This window comes from Desulfoplanes sp., from assembly GCF_054921335.1.
The window spans coordinates 95,999-109,475 of record NZ_JBUDSQ010000002.1; the positions used below are offsets into that span (position 1 = coordinate 95,999).

The following is a 13,477-nucleotide window of genomic DNA, read 5'->3' on the forward strand; positions in this document are numbered from 1 at the left end:
TTTTAGAACCCGAAACCACCGACTATCGTGCCGCCGGCCACGGCGTGCAGGATCTGCAGGGGGCAAATCCCGCATAAAATGCCTGCCGCAGGCCTGAAAAATAGACCGTGTTCCTGCGGCCGATCTGCTTACCGTACTTACAGTCCCGGGTATGGAACCGGTGGGAATTCTTGTTGCCCACATAACCGACGCCCGCAGCCGGGATGCGCAGAATCCGTGCCCACATGCCACGCAGTCCGTTCATGGCCCGCCGCTGGGCCGCCAGCAAGTCCCGGTGCTGCCTGCCCGGACGCCTACCATGGGGATAACAAAAGGCATAACCGTTTTCGACCAAGACCCGGCCGACAGATCTGCCATCGGGCAAGAGGACAGGGGTGACAATGCGGCCAAACCGGTCTGTCCGCAGGCTGCGGGTATCCACATAAAGATCCCGTCCCTTGACGAGCCGCCACAGATAATTCCGCGCCTCCCCGGCATAGTACTGGGCGGGGTGGTCGTCGTGGCCCGTTTCCGGGCAATCGATCCCCTTGATCCGCAGTCTTTCCCCTGTGGCCAAAAACAGGGTGTCCCCGTCGGGAACATAGCGGACACGGACCGTCCAGTCCGCCGCATCTACCGAAGACACCCAAAAAATGGCGATCAGGCCCACCAGGACGATGGTGTGAACTAGACGTCTTTTTTTGCGATACCCATTGGGTGAACAAAGCATAGGCAAGCCCGCGGGCTAAAATGGTATCTGTGGTCGGAGCGGTGTTCAGCCAGCCGGATCAGCCCCGGGATGGTATCTTTGGACACACCCCAACCCCGGAAGGCTGGGTGTCACAGAAAAGGTGCATGCCTCATGATATCCCGCTTGGCAACCGCGAAAACCAGGCTCCGTCCGGACCACGAAAAAAAGGCAGCTTTTGGCTGCCTTTTTTTCATGGTCGGATCATGGATGGGCCGGTCAGGATTCGTAATACGACCTCAGTCCTTGGCTGCGTACCGGATGGCGGAGTTTACGCAATGCCTTGGCCTCGATCTGACGGATACGTTCACGGGTAACATTGAACAGTTTGCCGACCTCCTCCAGGGTGTGGTCGGATTTCTCTCCAATACCGAACCGTTTGCGCAGCACCTGTTCCTCGCGCGGGGTCAGGTCCGAAAGGACCGAGGCGATCTGTTCCGAAAGCTTTGTAGAAACCACTTCCTCGGCCGGTGCCACGGCCTTCTTGTCCTCGATGAAATCCCCCAGACTGCTGTCCTCCTCGTCCCCAATGGGTGTCTCCAGGGAGATGGGTTCCTTGGCGATCTTGAGAACCTTCTTCACCTTGTCGATGGGATAGTCCATACGCTCGGCAATCTCCTCGGGCGAGGGGTCGCGACCGAGTTCCTGGACCAGGTAGCGCGAGGTCCGAACAAGCTTGTTGATCGTCTCGATCATGTGCACCGGAATACGGATGGTCCTTGCCTGGTCGGCGATGGCCCGGGTGATGGCCTGCCTGATCCACCAGGTTGCGTAGGTGGAAAACTTGTACCCGCGCTGGTATTCGAATTTATCCACGGCCTTCATCAACCCGATATTGCCTTCCTGGATAAGATCGAGGAACTGCAACCCCCTGTTGGTGTACTTCTTGGCAATACTCACAACCAGACGCAGGTTGGCCCGAATAAGTTCCTGCTTGGCATTGAGGGCATCCCGGTTGCCCTTTCTGACACGCCACAGGATCTCTTCGAGATCCCTGACGTCGTGCATGCAGTTCTCCTGGAGCCTCTGGAGGATCTCTATCTTCCCGTGGACCATCTCCTTGAATGAAAAAAGCTCTTCAACGGTCATATTCATGGAGTCGGCAGCGGCCACCGGATTGATCTGCCGCTTTTCCATCTTGTCAAACAGGTCAAAAATCTCTTCTTTGGACCGGCCGATGGACAGGATATACGCGGACAGGTCCCGCCGGCAATTGTGCATCTGTCGGACATAGTCCCCAACGGTCTCGATGATCCGGTCTAAAAGATTCTTGTCCAGCTTGATATCGCGCAAACACTGGACCACCAGGTTCTTGTAATCCACGATCTTGGTCTGCAGACCATAGACGCGCCGGTCCAAGCGGGCACATTCATCGAGCTTTTCATAGACAGACCGTTTCTTCCGGTAGATAACCTTGACATCGTCAAGAAGGCGGATAACCCGCTCACGCTGGTTCATTTCCTCCTCGGAGGGGTCATCCTCCTCGATGGTCTTGACCACGTCCTTGAGCTTGATCCGGCCGTTACGCAGGTCCTCGCCGACCTGGATGAGTTCCTCCACGGCAACGGGAACCTCGACAAGGGAATACATGACCTCGAATTCACCCGCCTCGATCTTGCGGGCGATGTACACTTCTCCTTCCCTGTCCAATAGCCCCACAGACCCCATTTCGCGGAGATACATGCGCACAGGATCGTTGCTCCGGGTCGGATAATCCGTGGCTTCCTCGGAGTCGGCAAGCTCGATCTCACCATCACCGTCTTCTCCCCCGGCCACCTTGGCCTGGATGGCCTTGCCCATCTTCTCGTCGACAATGGCGATATTCAGGGAATCAAAAATGGTGATGACTTCTTCGATCTGCTCACTGTTGGTGATCTCCGAAGGCAAGGCCTTGTTCAATTCCCCAAAGGTAAGAAACCCCTTTTTCTTACCAATGGCTATGAGTGCCTTGATCTGTTGTACGTCTTTGATGTTGCTCATCCTACCCCCTTTCGGAACGATCCGTATGTATACGGCCGCATTTCCACGCCTCCGCCCCCCGCCTGCGGTGCGCCGTTGGTGTGGTTGCCGGCCGGTTCATTCTGGTTGCTTTTTTGTTCAGTGAACGATGATGTCCTGGAACTGTGCAAGAATCCGTTTGACCTCTTCGAGATCCCCTTCTTGCTGGGCCCTTGCCAACGCCATTTTCAGGTGTTTTTGTCTCTTTTTGGAATTATTTTGGGCCATGAATTCCTGGATGCCCTCCCATTGAGCGGCCTCTCCGTCCTCGGCCCCCCGCTCTTGCATCGTGCACCGGACAAAAAAGGTCCGCTCCCCCTCGTCGAGATGGGAGAGCAGATAGTCGTGCCCGTGTTGGATGAGCTTGCGCCAGAAGTCCTTTCCCCGCTGGGTGCAAAGGCTGGATGCAAAATGGGATTCCTTGAGCCGACCGAGGTACGATGGGAACCGGATGGCAAAAGACAACAATTCACGGTCACGTTGCGCCGGTCCGCACAGATGGAGTCGGGTCTGCGTCCGGGGAGCATCCGGTCCCTTCCGGCCGATGGCCTCTCTGAGTTCCTTTTCCGAGACCCCCAACCCCTCGGCGAGTCTGGGAATGTAATAGGCCTGCCAGCCGACCTCCTTGAGCCCCTGGATAAAGGAAACGGCCCATCCCATGATTTCCTTGGGCGTTGCATTTCCTTTAACCACGTCAAGGCAGAAGGCAAGACCAGCCTGGGCGTTTGCCAGCATCCCCTTGAAAACATCCGCCCCCTGATCCCTGAGAATAGAATCGGCGTCCTCGCCCTCGGGGAGAAGGACGACTCGGCAGCCAACCCCTTCGGCCAGGACCATCTGGGCACTGCGCAATGCGGCCTTGCGACCGGGCCCGTCCCCATCGAACAAGAGATCCACGCGTTTGGCCAGGCCGGCCAAACGGTGGACCTGCCGCGGGGTCAATGCGGTCCCGAGTACCCCGCAGGCGTTGGAAAATCCGTGTTGGTGCAGAGTGAGTACATCCACATATCCTTCCGTGAGCAGGACGACCTTTTCACTGGAAATGGACCGCCTGGCCTGGAACAACCCGTAAAGATGATCCCCTTTGGTATAGATGGGGGTCTCGCTGGAATTGAGATATTTGGGTTCCTGGTCGGGAGCGATCCCCCTGCCCCCAAAGGCGATGACCTGGCCGGCGAGATTATGGATGGGAAAAATGACCCGTCCCCTGAACCGGTCGTAGACCCGGCCGGACCGGTTTTGGGAGAGAACCCCGGCGGTGACCCCGGCCTGTTCACCATACCCCACCTTGCGGAGATGATCCTTGAGCGCGCTCCAGGAATCAGGCCCCCATCCCAGGCCAAAGCGGTCACGCACAGGCAGAGCGATGGACCGTTTGTCCAGATAACCACGAGCACCCTTTGCTGCGGGTCCTGAAAGCTGGTTACGGAAAAACATCTGGGCCTGGGCGTGCAGATCCAGACATTCCGCCTTGACCTCGCGGTGCTTGTGTTCCCCGGGAGTCTGGGCCCGGAGCTCGATCCCGGCCTCCCGAGCGAGTTGTTCGACGGCCTCGGGAAAATTGAGACCATTGATCGCCCGATAGAATTCGATGACGTCGCCGGCGGCCTGGCATCCGAAGCAATAATAGAATCCCCTTGAGGGATTCACCGAAAAAGAGGGTTTGGTCTCCTGGTGGAAGGGACATGGAGCGACCCAGTTCTCCCCGACCGGCTTGAGTTCCACGTAGCGACCGATCAGGTCGAGGATATCCACCTTGGCCTTGATGGCATCCAGGGTTCTGGTATCAAATCTGGCCATGGGAACCTTCGCAAGGGATACGGGGTAAAAGTTGCAACTGCCGGGAAAGCAAAAAAAACGGATGCCGAGGATCCATGGAGCATTCAGCCGCAGTGCCGGTATCCCCCAACGGATCTGCCCTGCTCGGCTCCCAAAAAAACAAAAAAACCATCACCCGACCGGCCGGCATACCGGTCGATCCCGGCGTCCATGTACTATGGCAGCCCCTATACGCCGTACTCCCAGGGCACCCCCATTTGCGTCATTGTAAAACGACCTTGGTCATTCCCCCGCCGCCCTCGTCGGCATTGGCCATGGCAAAGGATTCCACCCCCGGGAATCCCTCGAGGACCTCGTGGGCCACGTTTCTGAGCACACCGGTACCCTTGCCGTGGACGATCTCGAGTTCACCGCCCCCCTTGAGAATAGCACTATCCAAAAAAGACTCCAGCCTGGAACGGGCCTCGTCCGCACGCATCCCCCGAAGATCGAGGCGCATCATCGAGCCGGTAACGGGTTCGGTCCTGACCGTCACTCCAGGAGTCTTTTCCCGTTGCTGTCTGTCTACGGCCAGATCTTCGGGCCCAACCCATACACAGAGACCCGCAGCATTGATCTTGACCCGGTGCTTGCGTTCGTCCAGGGCCTCGATGACCGCGGGCTTGCCCCATGGGGTATAAAAAACCCGGCGGCCCAGAGAAAGATCATTCCACGCAATCCGTCCGCCGTCATCTTTGGGCTCTGGAGCGGGTGCCAGCCGTTTCCTGGCATCGGCCAATTCTTTGAGGGCCTGCTTACGCCCCACACGCCCCTCGCGCCAAGTACGAACAATCTCCTGGGAATGGGCCTTGAGTCCCTCCAAGAGCTCTGCGCGCTCACGTTCGAAACGTTCTTTTTTCCGCTGCCATTTCTCTTCCAGAAGGGACCCGCGCCGTTCCAATCGCTCGAGCTCCCTTTCCTTACTATCGGCCAGCTGGTTGAGTCTGTTAAATATGTCTTTGGTATCCCCGCCCTCGAGCAGCAGATACTCCTCGGCCCGGGACAAAATGGACGCATCCAGCCCCTGCTCTCTAGCCACATCCAGGGCCTGACTCGCGCCTACCTGGTCGTAGACGAGCTTGTACAACGGTTTCTTGGTCCTGGGATCAAAAAGGACCGATGCCGCCCGAACCCTTTCCTTGGTCAACCCATAGACCTTGAGGGCCGGAAAGTGGGTGGCAACCGCCACAAAGCTGTCCCTCTCCAACAATCCATCGACGACCGCCTGGGCCAGGGCCGCCCCCTGGCTGGGATCCGTGCCCATGCCGAATTCATCCAGAATGACGAGGGTTTCGGCACCTATGTGGGGCCACAAGCGGACAAAATGGCTGATCTGGGCCGTAAAGGTACTCAGACTGTCTTCCAGGCTCTGCTCATCTCCCATGGACACGATAACCTGGGCGATATAGGGCATCGCGCTGCCCTCACCGACCGGAACAGGCAACACGGACCGGACCATCAGCGCTATGAGCCCCAATGTCTTCAAGCTGACCGTCTTGCCCCCGGCATTGCCCCCACTGATAATGAGCCCCTTTTGTCCGGGCTCGAGGAGTATATCCACGGGGACGGTTTTTGCGCCCTGCAGAGCGAGGAGCGGATGCCGGGCCTGGCGGAGTTCCAAGGGGACGTTCCTGTCCATCCCAAGGACAATCCCATCCATGGCCCGGGCAAATCTGACCTTGGCCTGGAGCAGATCCATTGACACGAGCCAGCCGTAGACCATGTGGAGTGCCCGCTCCTCCTGACGGACGAGATCCGTGAGCAGGGCGAGAACCTTTTGCTCTTCCCGGCGTTCCTCCTGCTTGAGGTCACGGACCTGGTTGTTCAATCCGACCAGGAACATGGGCTCGATATAACAGGTCTCTCCGGTCTGGGAAAAATCGTGGACAATCCCCTTGATCTTGCCCTTGAAGTTGGCCTTGACCGCGAGGACGTAACGGTCCGAAGCAATAGTCAAGAATTCATCCTGCAAAAAATGCAGGACATCCTTGTCACCAAAAAAATCATTCACCTTCCGGGTACACCGGGCAAGGATGGTCCGCATCTCCTGGCGGACGGAAAAAAGGCCGGGGGAGCTTTCGTCCTTGAGTTCCCCCTCACTGGAGATACACCGTTTGACACCGGACCAGGTCCTTGCCGGCCATTCCACTCCACGGACCCGTGCCACCATGAGCGGGAACCGTTCGTCCGGTGCGGAGAGGATCGCCTCCCTTCCGGCCTTGGCCGCTTCGAGCATCCTGGCCGTGGCCCAGAGATCATCTTTGTCCAGAACCGATGAGGGCCGCCCCAAAAAGGAAAACATCCCGTCGAGTTCGGGAAATTCGGGGAATGCGTACGCTGTCTCCGTAAACCATACCGCCCCCTCTCTGAGAAAATCCACCCCACGGGCCATCGTCTCCCCGTCCCTGCAGGGCACGATCTCTCTACAGGCACGTTTCCCGGCCGGAGAAAGGGCATGTCGGGCTAACTGCTCAAGAACTTTGTGATAATCCAATAGACTACGGGTTCTAGATTCCATGCGGTAGGGTGGGTATGGTTATGGTCCTTCTAGTAGACCGGTGGTTATGGAGAGAATACCCTCCGGCAGAAGAGCCGAAGGACATGCACGTACAAGAAATCCGCCTATACGACCTTGGCCCCCAGCCCATAGCGGACAAGGGCAGCAGTGACGGACAGGGAGAGACAATAGTCGATCGAGAATACATCCGGCACGGTCGGCAGAGACTCCGGAAACCTCATCCCACCGGTCCGATCCCTGGACGCCCATACCCGGATGCGGACGCATCCCCTGGAATAAGGGTGGCGTGGCGCGGCCTGCCACACCACGAAGTACACCCGCCCCGGACATGCCGGAGCGGGTGCGGGTCAGATATAGAAAACAAAGCACACGCCACGTTTATCCTACATCATCTGGATCTTTCGCATTTTCTTCATCAAACGCTTACGGGCAGCGGCTTCCTTTTTCTTCTTCTGGATGCTGGGCTTTTCGTAATGCTGCCGCTTCTTGAGCTCAGAAAGAATCCCGGCCTTCTCGACCTGTTTCTTGAACTTACGCAGCGAATAATCAAAGGTATCGTTGTCGCCTAATACAACTCCTGGCAATGAAATCACCTCCCCTCATGCAAATTTTAATTTATAAAAATATCTCTTTTCTTTTTGTTTTGCAAGAGAAAAAAGAGGAAACCCCAAGAAAGGTTTCCTCTTGATACTCAAAAAAAATTCCGGGATGCGCTCGGGCCCCGATGCGACCAAACATCGCTACGGGGGTGGGGGGAAGCGGGCTTACTTGGCCCCGGCCTCCTCCTTTCGAGCATCCTTCAAGGTCTCCAGAAAAGATTGCAAAAAAACAATGCCGAGTCCCGAGCCGATGACGAAAAGAACAGTGTACAGAACCCCAAAAAATACTGCATGATCGGGAGCCCACAAGGGCAGATCCTGGGGCAGCATACTGTGAACGGTTTCACCAGGAATCATGATACCTCCAACGGCTTTACTTGACGGCTTCTTTCAGGATTTTACCAGGCTTAAAACGGACAACCTTGCTCGCGGGAATATCGATCTCCTCGCCGGTACGGGGATTGCGGCCCTTACGGCCCTTGCGTTCTTCGACGACAAAGGTACCGAAACCGGTCAGAGTCAATTTGCCTTCGGAAACAAGGGTCTCCTGAACGGATTCAAGAAAAGCATTCAGCCCTTTTTCTGCCTGGGCCTTGGTCAATTCGGCCTTTTCAGCCATCTTGGCTACCAACTCAGCTTTTGTCATCAGTCTCTTCCTCCTTATGGAAAGTGATCGATTTCATGAATCTAGTATTCATGATCAAAAAAAATATCTCGACATCGTTAAAACGGTAGAGCCTTACATGGCACCGTTCTTTGGACGTACTCCACTCCAGTCTGTTCAAACAGTAGGCTAGTAGATGAAAGTTTACCTTCTGTCTACAACCAATCGTTTTTTGTGCCAAAAGCTTTAACCGCACACATCGGTGGTCTTACGGCGTGTTTTTTCGCCAAGAACAAAATTTCGGTCCTTAAGTCAAGGAGAATTTTGGTATGACAAGGCTTCCTGACTTTTTTCGAGCAACGCGGCCAGGGCTGCAAACTGCTCCGGCGCAAGCATTTCCGGCCGGACCCGGCGATCGAACCCCTGTGTGGCCAGCCAGGATCCCAACGCATCCGACCAGAAGGGCTTCAGAATGGTTCCCAACTGCTTACGACGCTTTTGGAAAAGGAGATGGACAGTCCGCGCCAACGCCGTGGTATCCCCCTCTATCCGCCGCTTGGGCACAAAACCAACCACGGAAGAATCAACCCGGGGACGTGGACGGAAGGAGTTCGGTGAAACATGGAAAAGTATCTTGGGACGAACAAATGTCTGGACCCATACCGAGAGCCCCCCATACGCCTTGGTACCGGGGGGAGCTACCAACCGTTGGGCCACTTCCTTCTGGACCATGAAGCAGGCGGTTTCAAAGGTGGCCACCCGACTAAAAATCTCCCACATGAGCGGGGACGCGACATTATATGGGAGATTACCCACAAGCTTGAGGCCGGGCACACGCCCGAGCCGTTCCCAGACAAAATCCAGCCCATCCCCGAGGACGGCCCGTAATTGGGGGATTCTGGATTTGAGGACATAAATGATCTCACGGTCCTTTTCAAGGACAAAGAGCCGCTCCGTGCTCCGGGACAGACGTTTTGTGAGCGCCCCACGCCCGGGGCCGATCTCGAAGACCGGATCACCGGGGGAGATGTCGAGATGGTTGACGATAGCATCGATGATATTTCCATCGATCAAAAAATTCTGGCCCAGACTCTTCTTGGGCCGGGTATAGCCGCCGGAACGGCGCGGATCTTTCATGTATATTCCATGCGTTGGATCATTACCCTAAAGACATGGGCGCGCTGTTGCTCGGGATGCCCATGGGCCAAAAAAATTTTCAGGCGGGCCGCACGATCACCGTCTACGTGCGGCCCGCCTGATCCGTCGGGCCGCACGTTTTTTGTGATACAAGAGCACCAGCCGTATGGTCACGAAATAGGTGACCACGGCGGCGGGGAGCCCAACAATAAGCCCCCCCACGCTCATGACCATGACCAAATGCCAGCCCGAGGCGAGCATGTCCGAGAGGGCCAAATGTTTCGGATCGAGCCCCTGGGCGCTCCCGGGGACAAAGAACCGACCGATCTTGTACAGAAAAAAGTACATGAAAACCACATTGGCAGGATTGGAAACCCAGGTTCCAATAGCTGCGGCAATCTTGCTGCACCGGAGACCAAAGGCCAAGGCAAGAGCAATGACCGTCTGGAATGGGATGAGCGGCAGACAGCCCACAAAGACCCCGATAGCCATGCCAAGGCCTATGGAATGGGGGGGGGCCTTGATACGCAGGATCTTGAGGTACCCAAAGCGGATGGCGCGGCCCAGCCGGACCCAGAGGCTCCGCATCAGCGCACCACCCCCAGGCTGCCCCTGGCATCCATGGGCAAAAAAGAAAAACAATGGCGCATCACGACAACCATGTACCGTTCCTCATGCATACCAACCATCTCCTAACATCGACCAAAAACACGTCAGTTCTATCGCCCCCCCCGGCTGGGTCAAGTCTTGATTTCGCATACCCGCCCGGATCAGGACAGAATCTTTTGTCCTTCATTGACCGGTACATGGTTTATAGTTACGTCAAGCACGCACTATCGATGCATGCTATTCCAATGACTTCCACGCCCTCACCAGCCTCCAGGAGGATGCCCACCATGATCACGACCACCCTTAGAACCCACCTCTGGTTCGAGACCCCAAAAGGCATGTTTTTTGGCATGGGCCGCGTGCTTCTTTTACAAAAAGTCAAGGAACTCGGATCGTTAAACAAAGCGGCCAAGGAGCTTGGCATGTCTTACAGGGCGGCTTGGGGCAAGATAAAGGCCTCCGAGGAAGTCCTGGGAAAGCCTCTGCTGGTCAAGGTTGCCGGGCGCAAGGGGTTTGTTTTGTCAGACATGGCAGACACTTTGGTCAAAAATTTCTGCATCTGGCAGGATGAGGTTGAAACCTATGCCCTGCAAAAGGCCCAGGAAAAATTTTCCTGGAAAATACACCATTTTTCCAATGCCAAGGACTGACCATCCCGGTCCTTGGTCCAACCCTATGACCCCCCCCCCACAATGAACCACTATAAAAAAACCAGTGCCCAACTCTCCCAGGATCCCCAAACATGGGTCGTCACCGGCGTTGCCGGGTTTATCGGCTCCAATCTCCTCGAAACCCTGCTCAAGCTTGATCAACGAGTGATCGGACTGGACAATTTTTCCACCGGTCACAAGCATAATCTCGAAGACGTCCACAATCTGGTTTCCCCGGAACAATGGGCCGGATTTTCCTTTATACAGGGGGACATACGGGATCTGTCCACCTGCAGCCAAATCTGCAAGGATGCCGACTACGTCCTCCATCAGGCCGCTCTGGGGTCGGTGCCCCGGTCCATCGAGGACCCGATCACCACCAACGCGAACAACATTTCGGGATTTTTGAACATGCTCGTGGCCGCGCGTGACGCCGGGGTCAAACAGTTCGTCTATGCTGCCTCGAGTTCCACCTATGGGGACCATCCCGGCCTCCCCAAGGTCGAAGATGCCATCGGCCGCCCGTTGTCCCCCTATGCAGTAACCAAATACGTCAACGAGCTCTACGCCGATGTCTTTGCCAGAACCTACGGATTCAAACCCATCGGGCTGCGCTATTTCAACATATTCGGCCGCCGCCAGGACCCCAACGGGGCCTATGCCGCGGTCATGCCCAAATGGTTTGCCGGCATGCTCGCCAAGGAACCCGTGTACATCAACGGTGACGGCGAGACCTCCCGGGACTTCTGCTATATCGATAACTGCGTCCAGGCGAACATTCTTGCGGCCACGGCTGACCACCCCGATGCGGCGGGCCAGGTCTACAACGTGGCATTTGGGGAACGCACGACCCTGAACGAGCTGTTCGCGCTCATCAGAGAAAGGGTTGCCGACCAAAGGCCCGACCTGACCATCCCCGAACCGGTGTACCGGGACTTCAGACCCGGCGATGTCCGGCACTCCCTGGCCGACATCTCCAAGGCCAAGACACTGCTTGGCTACGGGCCGAGCCACAGCGTACGCCAAGGACTCGATGAAACAGCTGCCTGGTATGTTGCGTCGTTGGGATAAAAATAGAGGATAAACGATATACGACAAGGAAGACAGGAGGCGGGGAACGGGAAACGGGGCCCGGACCCCGCACATCCCCTATCCTTATATTATATGTAACTATCCAGGTGCATTTCCCCGGAATCAGGATCACAAATGTAAGAGATTTACGAAATTACAGGCGGTTAGCATGCAGGCCCCGCATTTCTCAGATTTCTGCACTCCCAAATTTCTGAAATGTATGGGCCGGTGATCGAGTTTACCACTACATTCCAGCTAGTTGATCCCGCCCAATTTTGACCTGAATAGTTGCTACCATATATCCTTCATCCTCCACCCCCTCCATCAACCTTTTCCCCTGACTGCCATGCGAAACTATCTCATCCCTATCCTTCTGACAGTTATCCTGTGGCTGTGTCCCGCACATGCCGAACAAGCGCTCCAACCGATTCTCGAGAAACCCGATCTCGAAACAATGATCGGCCAGATGCTCATGGTCGGCTTCAGGGGGTTGAGCGTGGACGAGAGTTCTCCCATTGTCCAAGATATTCGGGACCGCCATCTCGGTTCGGTCATCCTGTTCGATTATGACGTCAGCCTGCAGAAGCCTAAACGGAACGTATCCTCGCCCAAGCAGGTCAAAAAACTTGTGGCCCGCCTCAAAAAACATGCGGACACGCCCCTGCTTGTAGCTGTTGACCAGGAGGGAGGCCGCGTGGCCAGACTCAAGCCGAAATACGGCTTCCCCGCCCTGCCCAGCGCCCAGGAACTCGGGGATGCCCGTGATTACGAACATACCGAAAAAATGGGTGAGCTCGCGGGAAAAACCCTTGCGGACGCCGGGATCAACTGGGATCTGGCGCCGGTCGTGGACCTGAACGTCAACCCCCTGTCTCCGGCCATCGGCAAGATCGGCCGGAGCTTCTCGAAAGATCCGAACCAGGTCGTCATCAACGGCGGATCGTTCATTATCGGTCTGCACGAACAGGGGATCCTCTCGTGTCTGAAACACTTTCCCGGCCACGGGAGCGCCAAAACCGACTCCCACAAAGGGGTGACCGACGTTTCCTCCACCTGGTCCCCGGAAGAGCTCCAGCCCTACCGCCGTTTCATCCGTGAAGGCACATGCGACGCCGTCATGACCGCGCACATCTTCAACAGTCAACTGGACGACACATATCCGGCCACCCTGTCCCGCAAAACCATAACCGGCCTGTTGCGCCGGACGCTCGGCTTCAGCGGCGTCGTCCTGACCGACGACCTGCAGATGGGGGCCATTAAAAACGAATACGGCCTCGAGCAGACCATCACCCTGGCCATCAAGGCCGGAGCCGACATCCTCGTCTTTGGAAACAACCTGGAATACGATCCCGACATCACGGCCAAAGCTATCAAGATCATTAACAATCTGGTTACATCCGGTAAAATCTCACAGGCCCGGATCGCTCAATCCTACGTCAGAATCCAGGATCTGAAAGAAAAATGGCAGTATTTGCAAAAACTATTTGACAACCCAAGGTCATCTCCCTAGAAGGACTCTCGTTGTCGGGATGTAGCGCAGTTTGGGAGCGCACTTGAATGGGGTTCAAGGGGTCGGAGGTTCAAATCCTCTCATCCCGACCAACAAAAGCTTTATACCCCAAGGCGTTATCAAAAAGCCACTTTCTTACGAAAGTGGCTTTTTTTGCGTCCATGTACCAATTATGTACCAAACTTGAATTTCCCCCCTCGAGTTTCATGGGGAGGCATCCATCCACCATAATGGCC

The 13,477-nt window shown here is 56.1% G+C and carries 12 protein-coding genes and 1 tRNA gene; 4 read left to right on the forward strand and 9 right to left on the reverse strand.

What is annotated here, in order from left to right; all coding sequences use genetic code 11:
• Positions 1-22: 22 nt before the first annotated feature.
• The 9 genes from ACY692_RS01165 to ACY692_RS01205 all read right to left on the reverse strand — a co-directional run bounded on the left by ACY692_RS01165 (position 23) and on the right by ACY692_RS01205 (position 9,989).
• Positions 23-709 carry a thermonuclease family protein gene (locus ACY692_RS01165; protein WP_462323495.1) on the reverse strand — a complete coding sequence of 229 codons (687 nt, stop codon included), beginning with the start codon at positions 707-709 and terminating at the stop codon, positions 23-25.
• A gap of 237 nt (positions 710-946) precedes the next feature.
• Entirely contained in the window at positions 947-2,707 is a 1,761-nt protein-coding gene (gene rpoD, locus ACY692_RS01170) for an RNA polymerase sigma factor RpoD (protein WP_462323496.1), read from the reverse strand.
• A gap of 117 nt (positions 2,708-2,824) precedes the next feature.
• Positions 2,825-4,525, reverse strand: coding sequence for a DNA primase (gene dnaG / locus ACY692_RS01175; RefSeq protein WP_462323497.1), 1,701 nt, complete (start codon positions 4,523-4,525; stop codon positions 2,825-2,827).
• A gap of 241 nt (positions 4,526-4,766) precedes the next feature.
• Complete coding sequence (locus ACY692_RS01180; protein WP_462323498.1) at positions 4,767-7,061, reverse strand: endonuclease MutS2; 2,295 nt, start codon at positions 7,059-7,061, stop codon at positions 4,767-4,769.
• A gap of 383 nt (positions 7,062-7,444) precedes the next feature.
• The gene (gene rpsU, locus ACY692_RS01185; RefSeq protein WP_069860142.1) at positions 7,445-7,645 is read right to left on the reverse strand and encodes a 30S ribosomal protein S21; all 201 of its coding nucleotides are present in this window, start codon (positions 7,643-7,645) and stop codon (positions 7,445-7,447) included.
• A 180-nt stretch (positions 7,646-7,825) separates the two neighbouring features.
• Entirely contained in the window at positions 7,826-8,017 is a 192-nt protein-coding gene (locus ACY692_RS01190) for a hypothetical protein (RefSeq protein ID WP_462323499.1), read from the reverse strand.
• A gap of 16 nt (positions 8,018-8,033) precedes the next feature.
• Complete coding sequence (locus ACY692_RS01195; RefSeq protein WP_462323500.1) at positions 8,034-8,306, reverse strand: HU family DNA-binding protein; 273 nt, start codon at positions 8,304-8,306, stop codon at positions 8,034-8,036.
• Positions 8,307-8,576: 270 nt separating this feature from the next.
• Entirely contained in the window at positions 8,577-9,401 is an 825-nt protein-coding gene (gene rsmA / locus ACY692_RS01200; RefSeq protein WP_462323501.1) for a 16S rRNA (adenine(1518)-N(6)/adenine(1519)-N(6))-dimethyltransferase RsmA, read from the reverse strand.
• 96 nt (positions 9,402-9,497) lie between these two features.
• Positions 9,498-9,989, reverse strand: a complete 492-nt coding sequence (locus ACY692_RS01205) for a DUF2062 domain-containing protein (protein WP_462323502.1) — start codon at positions 9,987-9,989, stop codon at positions 9,498-9,500.
• Between the two features lie 308 nt (positions 9,990-10,297).
• On the opposite strand from ACY692_RS01205, the gene ACY692_RS01210 reads away from it, so the two are divergent.
• The 4 genes from ACY692_RS01210 to ACY692_RS01225 all read left to right on the forward strand — a co-directional run bounded on the left by ACY692_RS01210 (position 10,298) and on the right by ACY692_RS01225 (position 13,333).
• Positions 10,298-10,660 (forward strand): winged helix-turn-helix domain-containing protein, encoded by a 363-nt coding sequence (locus ACY692_RS01210; RefSeq protein ID WP_462323503.1) that lies wholly within the window; start codon positions 10,298-10,300, stop codon positions 10,658-10,660.
• Positions 10,661-10,702: 42 nt separating this feature from the next.
• Entirely contained in the window at positions 10,703-11,731 is a 1,029-nt protein-coding gene (locus ACY692_RS01215) for an NAD-dependent epimerase/dehydratase family protein (protein WP_462323504.1), read from the forward strand.
• Between the two features lie 346 nt (positions 11,732-12,077).
• Positions 12,078-13,241, forward strand: coding sequence for a glycoside hydrolase family 3 protein (locus ACY692_RS01220; protein ID WP_462323505.1), 1,164 nt, complete (start codon positions 12,078-12,080; stop codon positions 13,239-13,241).
• Between the two features lie 15 nt (positions 13,242-13,256).
• A tRNA-Pro gene (locus ACY692_RS01225) sits at positions 13,257-13,333 on the forward strand.
• The last annotated feature ends 144 nt before the right edge of the window (positions 13,334-13,477 follow it).